Consider the following 16612-nt stretch of genomic DNA (forward strand, 5'->3'; position numbering starts at 1 on the left):
CATTAACACCTCACAGTTACACTATAGCAAGCTTTGTGGATAGCCTAAATTGAGTAATACTTATACCACTATGAACTTACTCAATAGCCCATGTTAAAAATTGACTTACTTGAAAGTTTTATCGCTGTTGCTGAATGTGGCAACTTGTCAAAAGCGGCTGATAAAATTTGCCGAACCCAATCAACGTTGAGCCTACAAGTTAAAAAGCTTGAAGAAAGTGTCGGTCAAACTTTGCTGATTAGGGACAACAAAGGCGTCACCTTGACCGAGTCAGGTGAAACCCTGCTGAGCTATGCCTATAAAATGATGCAACTTAACTTACAGGCACTTGATGAGTTAAAAGATTGTCAAAATCGCGAAGTGATCCGCCTTGGTGTGCCAACCGATTTTATCAAATGCTACCTAAGCAGCTGCTTATTAGAGTTTATTCGTGAATTTACCAATATAGAATTAGTTATCGATACCGATGTAAGTGGCAATTTATATAAACGACTCCATCAAGGCGAGTTTGACGTGATAGTCGCAACTCACTGGCAAGCCCCCGTCAACGGCGAACTGTTATTTACGCGCCGCTTTCATTGGGCCGCAGCAGCTAACGGTAACGCCCATAAAAACAAAACCATCCCCGTGGGCTTATACCCAGAAAACTGCCCTATTCGAGCACAAGTATTCGCCAATCATCAATTGTCTATGCGTCCGATAAGGGTATTACTGTCAACACCATCCCCACAAGCGTTATCGATGGCGGTCGAAAATGATCTTGTGATTGCGCCGGTAGCCGAATTTAGAATAAACGATAAAATGCAGATTTTAGATCCACTTGAACATGGCTTACCGCCACTGCCGATGTTTAACGAATCGCTTTACCTCAACCCAGAGACTCAAACCTATGCGACCTTGCAATTAATTAATTTAATAAAAGCCAATGTTGAGCATAAAGGCTATCAAATCAACTAACATCACTACTATACCAAGCCGCATACTGTGAGGTTACATAATCAAGCTGCCAAACAAAAAGGCCAATAACACACTCGATACTATGGTCACTACGCCTGGGATTAAAAATGGGTGGTTAAACACCGCGTTGCCAATGCGAGTGGAGCCAGTGTCATCCATTTCTACCGCCGCCAATAACGTCGGATAAGTTGGTAATACAAATAACGCACTCACCGCCGCAAACGAAGCAACTGCCGTTAATGGACTCACCCCAATTGCCAATGCAGCTGGCATTAACGCTTTAGTGGTCGCACCTTGAGAATAGAGCAACATAGAAGCAAAAAATAATGCCACCGATAATAACCATGGCTGACTTTGGAGCAAGGTTCCCGCAACCGCTTTTATCTCGTCAATATGATTAGACACAAAGGTGTCACCCAACCAAGCTACGCCCAACACACAAATACACGCTGACATGCCCGACTTAAACGTTGATGCATTAGAAATCTTGCTGGCATCTAAACGGCAAAACCAAGTGATCGCCGCTGCGGCAGATAGCATAAACAACATAATCGCCACATCGCGCGACAGCACTGGGTTCACAATTAAGCCCACTTTGTCAGAAATGGCTGTGGCGTAAGACATTACCGCCACTATCGCGACTAGAAAAATAGCCACCGACCTTCTAGCGCCAGGTTGCAAAGTGACTTGGGTTTCACCCCGAATATTGACGAGTCCGCTGGCTAAACGCTGTTGATAAATGGGGTCTTGCGCTAACGGTTTACCGAGCATCGAGGCAACAGCGGCACCAATTAAACAAGCAATAAAGGTTGAGGGGATGCATACGGCTAATAGCACTAAATAATCCACCCCGAACGGTTCTAAAATACCCGAGAAAAACACCACTGCGGCAGAAATAGGAGAGGCCGTGATGGCAACTTGCGAGGCGACAACTGCGATAGATAGAGGCCGAGATGGTCGTATGCCCTGCTCTTTGGCGACTTCGGCTATAACTGGTAATGTCGAGAATGCAGTGTGGCCCGTTCCGGCAAATAAGGTCATAAAATACGTTACCATTGGTGCTAAAAATGTGATGTGCTTAGGGTGTTTACGCAGTAGTTTCTCCGCTATTGACACCAAATACTCCATTCCTCCTGCCTCTTGCATCGCAGCAATCGCGGTGATCACTGACATAATAATCAGCATCACGTCGATAGGGATCGCACCAGGTGTTAATCCTAAACCGACGGTAAGAATTAATACCCCTACGCCGCCAGCAAAACCTATCCCTATACTGCCCATTCTTGCACCAAGGTAAATAGACCCAAGCACAATTATTATTTCTATTATCATCATAGTGTTAACTCTATTCAAACCCAAATACGTCAATGAAATAGCAGCGATTGCTACTTTAAAGATCGCGATATTACTCTGTTGAGCTTGGCCGAATGTAGACCTGGATCAATTAACGCTACTGAAAGGCATAAGATGAGTTTTATTAGCAGTTTTATTAACCATTTTTTGCTAATGATGTAATAAAAGACAGCGGTTAGTGTTAGTGGAAATAGAAAAATACCAATCCAAGGATTGGCATTTAAGAGATAAAAGTGAAACGTGACTATCTAACGAATCAACTAGCAATTAAAAATAGTAACCAAAATTGATATTAATACGATGATCCCAGCTGTCGCCGATTTCAGGTAGGCCAACATGGCCATTATCAAGCGTAGAGGCATACATATTCTTACCCATAATAAAATCAATCATGGTGTATGTTGGTCCGGAAGATAACGCAACCCCAGTAACATTTTGGTAGCTGCTATCGTAGTCTTCATTGTCAACATCGGGGGTTACCACGCCAAAGTCATTATAGATTTTTGCACTGCCCCAGCTGGTAGTGATCGTTTTAGCAATGTTTATGCTATAAGCTTGCGCTTTAGACGCAATTTCGTATTGCCAATTATAAGCCGATACCGCAAGCTTGTTATCGTCTAACGCATCTGCTGCATTGTACTCATATTGCATTGCCTGTAACTGCAACGCCCAACCTTTATAACTACTGTCAAGATGTAAGGCGACGGCATATCTATCACCATTATTACCCGTATTACTATTATAAATTTGCCCCACCTCGACCGAAGCACCGACCACGGTTTTACCGCCTTCATACTCCATAGCATAGGTTTGACGTAAGTTTAATTGGTTAGTTTCTTCATTGTAATAGTCGGTACCGTTGACCTGACCAGAATATAAGTCTGTTGAATATCGTTCATTACGACTGGCACCATATTCAGCGCCTTTATAAAATGCAAACTCAGTCCCCCAACCATTATTTGAATAAACAGTTTTAATACCTGCATCATAGTCATCTTCAAAACCTAAATAATACGGTACGCCAAACCAAAAACTATTTGAAATAAAACCCGGGTTACCAAATGGCACTTGATTTATACCAATTTGAACTTGCCACTCTGGTGAGTAATCATAAAAAGCATAGCCATACCTTAATGCCTCCCAACCATCATAAAATCGATATTCAGAAGATAAACCCCAATCATCTAATTTGCCGTTGAATTTAACTGACGCCATTTCAAAAGTTAAATCACCTGATTTATCTTTAGAACTATCACTATATTGTTTATATGAATAATTAGCTCTTAACGTACCGGAAACGTTAATTCCATCTTCAACATCTTGTGCTATTGAGTAACAAGAAACCATACTCAGTGATACTAAAGAAGATAATAAAGATAACTTTAATAATTTCATTTTATTGTATTCCTAATTCGATAATTAATAATTTGGCAGTTACCATTTAATTTTTGTTAAGTCACATTGAATAACTTCATCTTTATGAGCGGGTGTACCGGGTTTATTAGCTGACTCACAAAGCAATGTGGTGCCATAATCATTACGCTTGTCGTTTGCATTGCTTCTTGCCCAAACAGATACGATTGCGCGCTCTTGTGGTTTAGCTTCACAGCTGCCATCGACTTCAAAGGCATGAATAGTGTTTTGATGAAAATACATGAGTGGATCGATAACAGCACTGCCTGACAGCCACATGGTCTGCCCATTGTGTTGGCCTGCATCAAACTGAACTTGTCTGACTTTGTCGTCTTCTTTAACAGTGTTAATTAACGGTGAATCTTCGCGCACTGCAAAACTCTTAAATTCATTCGCACACGCAGGCACTCGCATATTGTAATAAATTTCAGATATTGCATGGTTATGATATGGGTATAAAGTGTCAACTGATTGCACTGTCATACCGACTTCTGCACCAACCTTTTCTCCGTTAATTTCGTCTATGCGTAATAGTCCCCAGTGACCAAAAATTTCGGCATAGGCATAACCACCACGTATGTTGTTGAAGTTTTTATCATTACGCTTACTTTCTTCGGCATACATTGGGTACCAACCTGCAGCAGCCCATAAGTTAGGTAATGCATTGGCACTAATATCTGTTGGGAACGCTGAGGGCATCTTCACTTCATCACCCGTCACCATTTTGGTAAAGTTTTTAGTAAACTGTTTACCAAGTTTACGGACTTCTTTATTAGTCACTTTAGTATCAAAAAAGGTCTCAAATGTTGTGCGTTTAAGCCATTTCGCTACGGGGGAGTTTTGGGCTAATTGGCCACCAGGGCTGTATATCCAATCGACGTCTTGGCGTGCACCAAAACACTTTTTAGCTTTGTCTGGATTATTGATAACTTGATAAATGTTTTTAACTAATAGCTTCATGTCTGTGCGATCCATAATGCACATATTCTTACCACCTTCAGTAGAATCGTACATTGCTTGATCTGAATTTAAGCAAGGGCCGTTTTCACTATTGGTTAATGCTACCGCGTAAGATTGTAAGTATTGCAGGGTTTCATTCCATAAAATATCGACATATTTTTGATCATTTTTATCGTACTGAGGTTCCTCTCCTAAACAGGCAAACTCTGCATTGTTAATATCATTAGAATCTAAAAAGCTAGGTAACTCACCTGCCATAGCTGAGCTAGACAACATCATCATGATTAATAGCGTATTATACTTCATCACATCTCTCTTGCTTTATTATTAACGTCAGCAAGATATTAACTATGGAATTAATTCCAAAAACTTACATTCAACCTATTTACAACAAATATATTTACCAAAACCAAAGTTAATGCCACACATTAACTTAAGTCATTAACAACACAAACTCGTTAAACAAAACCTAATTATTAAAAGTCTAAATTAATAAAACGCTAAATATATAAAAATTAATAGAATACTAATTATAAAAACATAAAAGCCACACATTAAATACTTAATATGTGGCTTATTGAACTAATATAAATTTAAATTAGTTTAGCCTTTATGCTTATCAAACTTAAACGTATGACAGTTACTGCATAATGGTTTTTTAGGTGTATGTTCGCCATGACACTCTTGGCAAGGTACATCTTTGCCATAGTGAAGGTTATTGTGTGGGTTCTGCCACTTGTCTTCTTCACTTCGGGCGGTTTTCTTTGCTAAGTCATCAACATCATGACACTGCAAACAGGATTGATCAGATGGAAACTGCTTGATGCCATTGTCATGACAGGTTTTACAGTCTTTACCGATAACCTCTTTATGATAGTCACGGATCTCTGCTGACTGTACTGATAAACTGGTTAATCCAAGTAGTACCAGCCCAAGTATAATATTAAAGTTTTTCATTAATGATTCCTCTTGTTCACTGGTCTAATTAAACTTTCATGAGACTTCTAGCTGCAGTCATACCCATCACCATACATTCTGGAATAGAACAACTCCCCAGACGACTAACACCATGAATACCACCACACACTTCACCAGCGGCATAAAGGCCAGTAATAGACTTACCAGTAAAACTATCTGTTACTTCGGCTTTGGTGTTTACTTTTACACCGCCTTGGCAGTAATGCACTTTTGGCCACAAGCGAACGACAGTAAATGGCGCTTCGATCATTTTATTTTTCGCCAAGGTCATATCTTTACCAAATTGCTTATCTTTACCCGTTTTTACATAGCCATTGTATTCAGCGATTTGTGCTGTTAAGCCCGCTAAAGGCACACCAAAGTGTGTTGCCAACTCTTCAACTGAATCAAACTTCCAGCCGACATTGTACTTAATCACTTTTTCGGTATTTGGATGTGCTTTAGAATCTTTAAAGCTTGAAATCAACAGTGGTGGTACAGGATTGCCTTTTTCATCACGGTTACTTAATTCAGCATCAGCACGTGTTTTGCGATCGGCAATCTCATTCATGAAACGCTTACCGGTTGTCCGGCTAACGGCAATTGAGTGAGGTAAATTGAAAATTGAATAGTTAGACACATAACCAAAGCCACCTTCATCAGGTGAAGCCCAAGGACCAGATTGAATGTGAGCTAAATGCACAGGGATAGCCCCTAAACGGAACATTTCGAACATGCCCTCGCCTGTTGCACCTGGTGCGTTGGTACAACCCACATCTGCAGTTAAGGTTGGATCTTGCGCCATCCGTAAATCAACGTTTTGCGCAAAGCCACCAGTAGCCATAATCACACCACGTTTGGCGCGAATATTGAGAACCTTACCAGGCTGGTCTTCGCCAAAGTGATAGTTTTGACGCATTTTAACACCAACAACTTCGCCTTTATTACCGACGAGGAATCCTTCAAATTTTGAACGATTGTGGGTGTTTACACCAATACGTTTGCACTCTTTGTACAATGGCTGAGTAATACCAGCACCACAACTTACTGAGGTTTGGTAAGTACGTGCAACCGAGTGACCGCCTAGTTGTTGTAAGTAAGGATGGTATTCAGAACCCGCATCTAAGGTCATTTGTAACGCTTCAACCGCATGAGATGCGACATGGCGTAATAACCCTTCATCGGCAATGCCACGGCCAGACAATAATTGGTCATTAACCATTTTGTCTACTGAGTCTTCAACGCCTTCTTTCTTTTGCATCTGCGTGCCTGGTGCGGCGAAAAGCCCACCGTTAATTGCCGAGTTACCGCCAAAATAGGACATTTTTTCAAATATATGGACGTCTGTTGCACCATGTTTGGTGGCTTCGATTGCGGCAGCTAACCCCGCAAAACCAGAACCAATAATGACGATTTCAACTTCTTTGTCCCATTTAACCCCTTCTGCCTTTTCAGACACAGCCATTGCTGGTGCTACCATCGCTGCACCAGCAGCAATGCCTAGACCTGCAATAAACTTACGGCGCCCTAATAGATCGATATTGCTCATAGGTTATCACCCCTTTTTATATTATTGACGCTTCATCATATCGATGGAATCAATTCCAAAACGGGAACTATTGTTAATGTTTGGTGAAAATAACAACAAATATCGACTTATCAATTATGAGTAGAATTTTTAGCGGGATCTGTTACCAAGCAGAGATATTGGAATGCAGTCCAAACGCTGAACTCATCTGGCTAACATATTTATGGTTGACATCACCGCCCTATGTTTGGCCTAAGTATTGCGCGGCAAGATAGTGCTAAATCAGTTTCACTGTTGGATGAGGAGTCCTTATGAAACCTTTAACCAAAGCATCATCTATTCACACAATGCCGAATGACCTATCACCAAATACTTGGCTTAATAAAGTGCCCGAAATCACGCTGATCTTTTGGGTAATAAAAATGATGTCGACCACGGTAGGAGAAACCGCAGCAGATTATCTTAGCTTCCATCTTCATGTAGGCATGATTAATACCAGCATCATCATGGGGATATTATTACTTGTCGCCTTATTGGTGCAGCTTAAGCAAACTCGCTATCGCCCATATGCTTATTGGGGTGTAGTGGTACTTATCAGTATTTTTGGCACCTTAGTCACCGACATTCTCACAGACAAACTTGATGTGCCTTTGCCAGTATCGACTACGGTGTTTAGCCTATTATTAGCGGCAACATTTGCATACTGGTTTAGCAAAGAACGCACTTTATCGATTCATTCCATTGTCACTCTTAAGCGTGAATTATTTTATTGGCTGGCCATTCTCATTACCTTTGCTTTAGGCACTGCAGTCGGTGATTGGGTATCTGAAGACATGAATGTTGGCTACGGCCTTTCGGCTTTGATATTTGGTGGTTTAATCACCGTCATTAGCGTGGCTTTTTATCGCTTCAAAGCCAATGCAGTATTGTGCTTTTGGTTGGCATATATCTTAACCCGCCCGCTGGGTGCCTCTATCGGTGATTTATTATCACAACCGGTTCGTAAAGGTGGCTTTGGGTTTGGCACCACCAGCACCAGTATTGTTTTTTTAGCGATTATTGTTGCACTTGTAGCTTACCTTTCAGTGCGCGCCAAACAGCAAAAAAGCCAATAATGTATCAACATAAGTGAGTATCGATATGGAAACACTACAACAGCAGGCGCGGGCTAAAGTGCCACAAGTCACCTTAATATTTTGGCTGGTTAAAATACTGGCGACCACCTTAGGCGAAACGGCAGGTGATGCTTTATCGATGTCGCTTAACCTCGGCTATTTAGTGAGCTCAGTTATTTTTATCGGTTTATTCGCGATAGCGGTAGCAATACAAATTCGCAGTAAACATTATTCTTCGAGTATTTATTGGGCCACCATTATCGCCACAACTACTGCAGGCACTACCATGGCAGACTTTGCCGACCGCTCATTAGGCATAGGCTATACCGGGGGCACATTGTTACTGGTGAGCCTGTTGTGCATGTCATTTTCAATTTGGTACGTCAGTGCCGGTAGCCTGTCTAATCAATCGATAAACAATACCAAAACCGAATGCTTTTATTGGGTTACGATTTTACTGTCACAAACCCTAGGTACAGCTTTAGGCGACTGGACTGTGGATAGCGCGGGTTTAGGTTACGATGCCAGCGCGCTTATCTTTGGTAGTATGCTATTAGTATTATTAGCCGCCTATCTTTGGAGCCCAATATCTCGCACACTGTTGTTTTGGCTTAGCTTTATTTTAACCAGACCTTTAGGTGCTGTAGTCGGTGACTTTTTAGATAAACCCATTAGCCATGGTGGATTAGAATTTAGTCGCTTTACTGCATCGGCGGCACTACTCTTTGGTATGGTGTTGTGTTTGATGCTATTTAAGCAGCAAGCTGCAACAAAGAATCATTAATTAAGACTTTTCACTTTGTGTCATTGTGTTCAATTGAGGTGCTATGCGTATTTTATTAGTAGAAGACGATAAAATGATTGGTGATGCCATGCAAAGTGCCTTAAAAGATGTCGCCTATGCGGTTGATTGGATATGCGATGGCGAAACGGCACTGCACAGTTTACGTTGCCAGCAATATGATGTGGTGTTGCTCGACCTTGGCTTACCTAAGCTGGATGGCTTGCAAGTGATGCAATATATTCGAGCTCAGCACCCCGCTCTGGCGGTGATCATTATTACCGCCAGAGACAGCTTAGAAGACAGAGTCAAAGGGCTCGATTTAGGTGCCGATGATTATGTCATTAAGCCCTTTGATATGAGCGAACTACAGGCTCGCATTCGTGCGGTAGCAAGGCGCAATGCCAACCAGCATACGCCTGAATTAACCAATAATATTGTATGGCTAAACCCTGCCACACATGAAGCCAAAACCCTCACTCAAGATAATATCTTACTGTCTAACCGTGAGTTCGCCTTACTGCAAACATTGCTTATCCGACCCGGTTCAATTCATTCAAAAAGTGATTTAGAAGAACGTATTTATGCCTGGGGTGAAGAAGTAGAAAGCAATGCGGTAGAGTTTTTAATCCATTGTTTGCGTAAAAAACTGGGTACAGAAACCATTAAAAATGTCAGAGGTGTAGGATGGATGGTGTCAAAAAATGCCCCCGTAACTCGTTAAAAACGCGATTATCTTATTGGATTTCAGCTGCAATTTTGTCTGTTGCGATCATTGCTGCCAGCTTTACTTTTAGCAGTGCTTTTGAAGAAGCCCATGAGCTACAAGATGATGTATTGCAACAAATGGCTGTGCTATTTGACCGTTACTCGCTGACCCCAAACGACAGCACACTAACCCCGTTAAGCCAAGATCAGTTGGAGTTTCAAGTTTCGGTGCAGTTATTGGGTGACAATCCAGCAAGCAATCCTATAGCGAAAAATATCCTAGCCTTGCCGAGCAATTTAACTGATGGATTTCACACGGTTAATTTAGCCACACAGTCATGGCGAGTATTTGTGCGCACCTTATCATCCTCGCAGCGAATAGCTGTCGCTCAAGAGACTGCCATTCGTGACAACATCGCCTTTGAAACCGCACTACATACCCTAATGCCATTGTTAGTATTAATTCCGATTTTATTATTATTACTCGGCTATATTCTAGGTAAAATTCTGAGTCCAATTAGCATTTTAGCCCACGATGTAGACCGCCAAACTGAGCACGATTTACAGTTAATTCCCACCACTCAATTGCCGAGTGAAATTGTGCCCTTTGTTGAGGCGATTAATCGCTTACTCAGCAAAAACAGCCAGGTTATTACTAGCCAAAAGCGCTTTATTGCCGATGCCGCCCATGAACTCCGATCGCCTATCACGGCGCTGTCGTTACAGGCTCAACGTCTTCAGCAGACAGAGTTAACCGACGATGCGCGTCAGAAACTAAATGCATTACAAGCTGGGATCAGTCGCAGTATTCATCTGCTAGAACAACTATTATCGATGGCGCGTCAACAAGACAACAGCATCCAACAACATCAACGAACCTCACTAAAAACAGTATTCACTGAGGTGATTGAAGAGCTATACCCACTTGTGGAAGCAAAAGAGATTGATTTGGGCTTTAGCCAAGATAGCGACGCCCAGCTCAACGCCAACCCTGTCCGTTTAAAAACCTTAATTCACAACCTGATCGACAATGCTATCCGCTATACACCTAGTGGCGGTAGAGTTGATTTGAGTATTATTGAAACCGAGCAAGGCATAGAGATGACCATCAAAGATACAGGCCCAGGTATCGCAAATACTGAAGTTCAAAAAGTGTTTGAACCTTTTTATCGCATATTAGGCAGTAATGAATATGGCTCAGGTTTAGGCTTAGCGATTGTGGCGAGTATTGTGCAGCAGATGGATGCAAAAATTAGCTTAACCCCAGCAGATCCTGTAAACAACTGCGGGCTTTGCGTGACGGTACAGTTTCCCCTTTAGGTACATCAGATGTTGCTTGAAGCCGCATCAACTTATGTTGATGCGGCATACATAAAGGACCACTTAACCTTGGTTTTCTTCACATAAATTACGCCCGGCGGCATAACAACTTGGCTGACGCGGACACACGGCACCACGCGAACAAATTAACTGGGCATCTTTTTTAATCCCACGTTCAATCCAATTAATGTTCAGAATTTTTGCCACACTGGTGAGATCTTTTTGGATGTGTTTAGGAATAACGATAGAGCCGCCGCCCGTAGCACAAGCCTGTTTCAAATCATGAGCAATCGACTGAGCGTCTTTGCCTTGCGCTTCAATCGCCGGATTTAAATCTATTCCAGCACATAACACATGTGCATTGCCCGCCGAGTCGTCCACTTTAATCGATTCACAGCAATAAATACGTGGTTCATTACCAACATTTAAAATCGATATTTGTGCAGAGGTACCCTCGACTTGCTCGTTAAGCATCCTAAATACAGCCCAATGCTGACAAGGATCTTCCACTAGGCGCATGTTGCCCCAAGGCAAAGGAATACCATTACCGCGATACACAGCTTTTAACTTACCCGGCGCATAGGCATCAAAATAATGCCAATGAGGATAAGGTGATACCACTGTCATGCGGCGCATAGCCACTGAAGCTGACACCTGCAATTGCTTATGCACACTAATCTCATAGCCATGACGATCCAGTAACTGTCGATACGGCACTTTTGGACACAACAAAGCACCGGCAAAGAAGCTTGATTCAAAATCGCGCCATGCATGTAAAATATCTTGTGCATTCAATGTATTGGATTGAGGGACAAGAGCATCATCAAAGTCATCACGGCGACCCGACATCATCACACTCTTTAAGCCATCTTTATTGTGTAATACACAATGACCTATGTGCACGGCCAAATCATAGCGCAATCTACTGGGTCTATTTTTCAACATATTACTAATGTAAATAGTCCCCGGCGGCTCAAAAAATGAAGTCACTAACTGCTTAGCACTGACACCCATTTCGTTGATCACTTCTTGTGGAACCCGGTCGATCCATTTAATTTTTAAGCCCATGCCTTTGGCGATATCGATAATATCTTCAGTGGCAAGCGGCATGCGTTTTAAGCCGACCTCTTCGGCGGCGCGCTCTAAATCAGGAAAATGATTTTGATGATGCTCTTGATGCGCGCGGATGAGTAAATGAGCAAACTGGCGGCCACTGGTGCCGGTTTGCGACAACATTTCAGGAATAGCAATTTGCAGAATGTCATTAGAAAACAAAAAACTCGGCTCCAGCGGCATACCACTAATGCCACCTTTGTTGCCTTTTTCCGGCGTAATGGCTTCATCTTCTGGCACATCATCAAGAAACCATTCCACTTCTTTTTGAAAAACAACCGCAATTACCGCCAACATATCTGCACTCGGAACACGCTTTCCGCGTTCGATCATCGACAAATATGACACAGATGGCGAATTACCTGAATCAACACGTACACAACGAGCTGACAAGTCTTCCATGGTTAAGTTGTTGCGTTTACGCAAGTTTCTTATCTTTGTGCCCAAAAAATGGGTCTTTCGCATTAGGCTTTTTTCATTTCTCATTTTGTATAATTCACACTGTAAAATTTTTATTGTGAAATTGTTTGTAAAAATAGCATAGACTAAAAATCAAGCTGCTAACAGAGCTTAATGATAAACAATAATGACAAAGGTTTCTGACCGACAACAACACGAAGAGGAATAAGGCGATGAATATGTCTACTCAAGCAAGCGCAACAGCCACCCAAAACCTTAACCGCTTCATTGGTGAGCAATTTGTGGCAACGACCAATCCACAGGATCGCAGCACAAATGCAAAAGACTTTTTGGATGCACAATTTCCATTAGCCGAAGGCTCACACCAAGATGTCAGCAGCTATGTTGTTTACTACACCCACTTATTAGCATTTTTGAAAGATGGTTCTCAGTGTGGTTTACAAAATCCATGTCAATTTGTGGCATTGACGGGTCATAAAAGTGAACCGACTTCAGTGGTATTAAAGAATAATGATACCCATGTTGAGATTAGCTTCGACCGCCAAGGACAAATGGGCACCACAGACCAAGCTAATATTGAAGACATTCAGGTTGCTATTCCAATTAAGAATTTGCCGACGCCATACAAGCAATGGATTAGCTTAATCCACACAGGCTGTCAGCCAACTGAAGGCAACTGTAAAGTGTTTACCGCTAAAGACGGCAGCGACTACGCACTGCATCAGCGTTAATACGTTAGCGCGATAACACTACGACCATTTAGCAAAAAAGGCTTGTCCCATTAATAATGCGACAAGCCTTTTTGTTACTTAACCATGTTGCTGTGTTGCATCGAGTAAGGTCAGCACGTCTTTATGTCGTCATACTGAGATACAGAGATTATGGCCAAAAGAACCGTGATGTTTGCGAGGTCTGGTTCGCTGGTTCCGTTGGCGTTGGATTTTCCAAGCTTTGAATTTGGGTGACCCTAAATTGCACTGTTTGTTGCGTACTCTCACTCGCTCGGTTACTTAAGCGACCAATGAGGGTCAACGGATAATCCAGTTGTTCTGCAGGTTTTATCGCAATCAAGCTGTCGGTAACGATTTGCAATACTTGCTCTTGAGCATCGTCACTGTGGATACTGATTTGATAAAAAGCCATTTGTTGCGTTTTATTGCGAATTTTGAGCTGATAGCTGTTTTCAACTTGGTCGACGCCCACTTGACGATACAAGGTTTGGCGATCGCGGATCACATTAAGCTGTATATGGCTTAAGTGGCTTAAATCGCTAATGATCAGAATAATCATAATCAATAGTGCACTGGCATAACCGAGAGATTTTAGTGACCACAAACTGGCTTTTGCTTGTCCTGTTAAGGCATTCTCGCTGGTAAAGCTGATTAAATTAGCGGCATAACCAAATTTTTCCATGGTCTGATTACATGCATCAACACAGGCACCACAGTTAATGCATTCGTATTGTAAGCCGTTACGAATATCAATCCCAGTTGGGCAAACATCAACACACAAATTACAGTCTACACAGTCACCTAGCTCCGTTTTTTGTGAACGTTTACGTGGCCCACGAGACTCACCTCTAGCAGCATCATAGCTAACCGTTTTAGTATTGGCGTCAAACATCACCGCTTGAAAACGTGAGTAAGGACAGCAATGCAAACACATCATTTCACGCATCCAGCCGGCATTTAAATAAGTGCAGATGGCAAAAAACCACACCCATGTACCAGTCCAAAAGCCACTGTTTGCGCTAAAAATATCAACATACAACTCGCGAGCAGGCATAAAGTAACCAATAAATCCGCAGCCGGTCAGCAAGGCAAACACTATCCACACCGCATGCTTAATCACTCGTTTACGCACTTTACTCAATGACCATGGGGCTTTATCTAACGCCGCCCGATGATGATGAATGCCCTCTACTTTGGCTTCAACCCACATGTAAATAAAGGTCCACGCAGTTTGTGGACACAAAAAACCACACCACACCCGCCCCCAGTAAACCGTAACAAAAAACAGCCCAAAAGCAGCAGCCATAAAAAACCATGCTAATACGGTAAAGTCTTGTGGCCACAAGGTGATATTGAAGAAAAAGAATTGCTGTTCGGTTACATCAAACAGAATGGCTTGCCGGCCTTGGTAATTGATAAATGGGATCAGGAAAAAAATCGCAATCAGTAAAGTATTACTGTGCTGACGCAGTCGTTGAAAAACGCCCTTCTGTTCTCGAACATGAATTTTTGTCGACGGCGTAGCAATTTGCACCACTGGGATCCGTTGTGAAACGGCAGCGTTATCGACTGACATAATCACTGCCGGAGTTTGAGATGATAATTTAGGCATGAAGATATTCCTATAACACAATATTGCCCTGTTATAGCAAAGACTAAGCCAACTCAATAATTATCTTAATATTATGATTTTAAACAACTAAAATAAAAACTCCATAAATAAAAATCACGATATATCATCTTTTACGCGATATATCGTGACTTAATAAAGTGAGTAATAAAAATTAGCGCGTAATGGCTAACTTTTTCATCCGAGATCGCAAGGTACTCGCCGGCATATCTAGCATTGCAGCAGCACCAAACGGGCCAGAAATACGCCAATGGCTAGCATTTAATACCGTAATAATATGCGCGGCTTCGGCTTGGGCCATGGTTAACGTGCTAGCTGCCAATGGAGGGGCAACCACTGCGGGCAAAGTATTAAACAGTAAATGGCCACTTTGCGATAAAATCATTTCTCGCTCAATCAGGTTTTGTAACTCACGTACGTTACCTGGCCAAGCATATTGCTGTAAGTTCTTCAGCCCTTTAGCACTCACTTTAGTGATTTTTTTTCCAAGCTTTTTACTCAGTGATGTGACTAAATCACTGACCAATTGTGGAATATCTTCACGGCGCTCTCGTAAAGGAGGCACGGTAATTGGAAATACGTTCAGGCGGTAATACAAGTCCATGCGAAACAAGCCCTGTTCTACTCGTGCGGCTAAATCGTGATGGGTGGCAGCAACTAAGCGAATATTAACCTTAATGGTTTCACTACTGCCAACACGCTCGAAGCTTTGCTCTTGAATTACCCGTAACAATTTAGATTGTGCCGATAAACTTAGCTCGGCAATTTCATCTAAAAATAAGGTGCCATTATTGGCTAATTCAAATCGGCCTTTGCGACGCGCTGTGGCGCCAGTAAATGCACCTTTTTCATGCCCAAACAGCTCACTTTCTAACAAGGCCGTCGAAAATGCAGCGCAGTTAACACTTACCATAGGCTGGTCTTTACGATGACTTAGCCTATGTAAGTTACGCGCAACTAACTCTTTGCCGGTGCCGTTTTCACCACAAATTAATACCGTACTGTCGGTATTTGCGACTAAGTGGATCTGTTGAATGAGTTGATTGATAGGTTGGCTGTTACCCGATATTCCTGAGGCGCCTTGCTGACCTTGAAGCTCAGTGAGTAAGTATTGATTTTCTGATGCTAACCGTTCTGACAAAGCCTGCACTTGTGCCAATGCTTGTCTCAATGATTGCTCGGTATGTTTTTGCATGCTTACATCACGAAATATCGCGATAACACCGACGAGTTGTTGCTGATCATATACTGGGGTGGAACTGTAATACACTGGAAAGCTGCTGCCATCTTTACGCCAAAATACATCGTCGGTCACTTGCCGAGGGATAGCATCATGTAAGGTGCGATAAATGGGGCAATCATGCTGAGGATAATGACTGCCATCTGCATGACTATGATGATGACAGTCATGAATATTTCTGCCAATTAATTCGGCACTTTTCCAGCCGGTCATTTGTTCTGCCGCGGGGTTGATAAACACTGCATTACCGGCTAAATCAAAACCATATACGCCCTCTGTCATGGCATTAAGCAATAGAGTATTTTCGGGTAGAAAATGATCAGAGCCAATATAGTCAGTGGTTGTAGAGTCAGTCATAGTCAATCTTAAGGTTACCAATGCATATG

14 protein-coding genes are annotated in these 16612 nt (G+C 42.2%); 6 read left to right on the forward strand and 8 right to left on the reverse strand.

Features of this window, described 5'->3' with window-relative positions; genetic code table 11:
- Positions 1–90 precede the first annotated feature (90 nt).
- Positions 91–957 carry a LysR family transcriptional regulator gene (locus ACED29_RS06785; RefSeq protein ID WP_182698256.1) on the forward strand — a complete coding sequence of 289 codons (867 nt, stop codon included), beginning with the start codon at positions 91–93 and terminating at the stop codon, positions 955–957.
- Between the two features lie 33 nt (positions 958–990).
- Here the strand turns inward: ACED29_RS06785 and ACED29_RS06790 are convergent, their stop codons facing one another.
- From ACED29_RS06790 to ACED29_RS06810, 5 genes are all read right to left on the reverse strand, one after another.
- Positions 991–2292: an anaerobic C4-dicarboxylate transporter gene (locus ACED29_RS06790; RefSeq protein WP_371697329.1), complete on the reverse strand. Its 1302-nt coding sequence runs from the start codon at positions 2290–2292 to the stop codon at positions 991–993.
- 285 nt (positions 2293–2577) lie between these two features.
- Positions 2578–3705, reverse strand: coding sequence for a hypothetical protein (locus tag ACED29_RS06795; RefSeq protein WP_124016728.1), 1128 nt, complete (start codon positions 3703–3705; stop codon positions 2578–2580).
- A 39-nt stretch (positions 3706–3744) separates the two neighbouring features.
- Complete coding sequence (locus ACED29_RS06800) at positions 3745–4989, reverse strand: hypothetical protein (protein WP_182723181.1); 1245 nt, start codon at positions 4987–4989, stop codon at positions 3745–3747.
- Positions 4990–5286: 297 nt separating this feature from the next.
- Positions 5287–5640 carry a cytochrome c3 family protein gene (locus ACED29_RS06805; RefSeq protein ID WP_124016726.1) on the reverse strand — a complete coding sequence of 118 codons (354 nt, stop codon included), beginning with the start codon at positions 5638–5640 and terminating at the stop codon, positions 5287–5289.
- A 28-nt stretch (positions 5641–5668) separates the two neighbouring features.
- A complete protein-coding gene (locus ACED29_RS06810; RefSeq protein WP_371697330.1) occupies positions 5669–7189 on the reverse strand; it encodes a flavocytochrome c in 1521 nt (506 codons plus the stop codon).
- Positions 7190–7479: 290 nt separating this feature from the next.
- Here ACED29_RS06810 and ACED29_RS06815 point away from each other — a divergent pair, with 290 nt between their 5' ends.
- Genes ACED29_RS06815 through ACED29_RS06830 form a run of 4 tightly spaced genes read left to right on the forward strand, consistent with a single transcriptional unit; the run spans position 7480 to position 11092 of the window.
- Positions 7480–8283, forward strand: coding sequence for a hypothetical protein (locus tag ACED29_RS06815; RefSeq protein WP_371697331.1), 804 nt, complete (start codon positions 7480–7482; stop codon positions 8281–8283).
- 25 nt (positions 8284–8308) lie between these two features.
- Positions 8309–9067, forward strand: coding sequence for a hypothetical protein (locus tag ACED29_RS06820; RefSeq protein WP_124016724.1), 759 nt, complete (start codon positions 8309–8311; stop codon positions 9065–9067).
- Between the two features lie 43 nt (positions 9068–9110).
- A complete protein-coding gene (locus ACED29_RS06825) occupies positions 9111–9788 on the forward strand; it encodes a response regulator transcription factor (RefSeq protein ID WP_371697332.1) in 678 nt (225 codons plus the stop codon).
- A complete protein-coding gene (locus tag ACED29_RS06830) occupies positions 9752–11092 on the forward strand; it encodes a sensor histidine kinase (protein ID WP_371697333.1) in 1341 nt (446 codons plus the stop codon). Before ACED29_RS06825 ends, ACED29_RS06830 begins: the two co-directional genes overlap by 37 nt.
- A 63-nt stretch (positions 11093–11155) precedes the next feature.
- On the opposite strand, the gene ACED29_RS06835 is transcribed toward ACED29_RS06830, so the two are convergent.
- Positions 11156–12691: a DUF3612 domain-containing protein gene (locus tag ACED29_RS06835; protein WP_124016721.1), complete on the reverse strand. Its 1536-nt coding sequence runs from the start codon at positions 12689–12691 to the stop codon at positions 11156–11158.
- Positions 12692–12843: 152 nt separating this feature from the next.
- On the opposite strand from ACED29_RS06835, the gene ACED29_RS06840 reads away from it, so the two are divergent.
- Positions 12844–13356, forward strand: coding sequence for a malate synthase (locus ACED29_RS06840; RefSeq protein ID WP_259395664.1), 513 nt, complete (start codon positions 12844–12846; stop codon positions 13354–13356).
- A 148-nt stretch (positions 13357–13504) separates the two neighbouring features.
- Here the strand turns inward: ACED29_RS06840 and ccoG are convergent, their stop codons facing one another.
- Positions 13505–14968, reverse strand: a complete 1464-nt coding sequence (gene ccoG, locus ACED29_RS06845; RefSeq protein ID WP_371697334.1) for a cytochrome c oxidase accessory protein CcoG — start codon at positions 14966–14968, stop codon at positions 13505–13507.
- A 172-nt stretch (positions 14969–15140) separates the two neighbouring features.
- Complete coding sequence (locus ACED29_RS06850; RefSeq protein WP_182756901.1) at positions 15141–16583, reverse strand: sigma-54-dependent Fis family transcriptional regulator; 1443 nt, start codon at positions 16581–16583, stop codon at positions 15141–15143.
- Between the last annotated feature and the right edge of the window lie 29 nt (positions 16584–16612).

Origin of the sequence: Shewanella sp. 5S214, assembly GCF_041439795.1 — a bacterium.
GTDB lineage: Bacteria > Pseudomonadota > Gammaproteobacteria > Enterobacterales > Shewanellaceae > Shewanella > Shewanella vesiculosa.

Bases quoted from the DNA above. Each gene is read 5' to 3' on its own strand.
- ACED29_RS06790 (WP_371697329.1), bottom strand. From the start codon at position 2,292: ATGATGATAATAGAAATAATAATTGTGCTTGGGTCTATTTACCTTGGT.
- ACED29_RS06835 (WP_124016721.1), bottom strand. From the start codon at position 12,691: ATGAGAAATGAAAAAAGCCTAATGCGAAAGACCCATTTTTTGGGCACA.
- ACED29_RS06795 (WP_124016728.1), bottom strand. From the start codon at position 3,705: ATGAAATTATTAAAGTTATCTTTATTATCTTCTTTAGTATCACTGAGT.
- ACED29_RS06785 (WP_182698256.1), top strand. From the start codon at position 91: ATGTTAAAAATTGACTTACTTGAAAGTTTTATCGCTGTTGCTGAATGT.
- ACED29_RS06850 (WP_182756901.1), bottom strand. From the start codon at position 16,583: ATGACTGACTCTACAACCACTGACTATATTGGCTCTGATCATTTTCTA.
- ACED29_RS06815 (WP_371697331.1), top strand. From the start codon at position 7,480: ATGAAACCTTTAACCAAAGCATCATCTATTCACACAATGCCGAATGAC.
- ACED29_RS06810 (WP_371697330.1), bottom strand. From the start codon at position 7,189: ATGAGCAATATCGATCTATTAGGGCGCCGTAAGTTTATTGCAGGTCTA.
- ccoG (WP_371697334.1), bottom strand. From the start codon at position 14,968: ATGCCTAAATTATCATCTCAAACTCCGGCAGTGATTATGTCAGTCGAT.
- ACED29_RS06840 (WP_259395664.1), top strand. From the start codon at position 12,844: ATGTCTACTCAAGCAAGCGCAACAGCCACCCAAAACCTTAACCGCTTC.
- ACED29_RS06820 (WP_124016724.1), top strand. From the start codon at position 8,309: ATGGAAACACTACAACAGCAGGCGCGGGCTAAAGTGCCACAAGTCACC.
- ACED29_RS06825 (WP_371697332.1), top strand. From the start codon at position 9,111: ATGCGTATTTTATTAGTAGAAGACGATAAAATGATTGGTGATGCCATG.
- ACED29_RS06805 (WP_124016726.1), bottom strand. From the start codon at position 5,640: ATGAAAAACTTTAATATTATACTTGGGCTGGTACTACTTGGATTAACC.
- ACED29_RS06800 (WP_182723181.1), bottom strand. From the start codon at position 4,989: ATGAAGTATAATACGCTATTAATCATGATGATGTTGTCTAGCTCAGCT.
- ACED29_RS06830 (WP_371697333.1), top strand. From the start codon at position 9,752: ATGGATGGTGTCAAAAAATGCCCCCGTAACTCGTTAAAAACGCGATTA.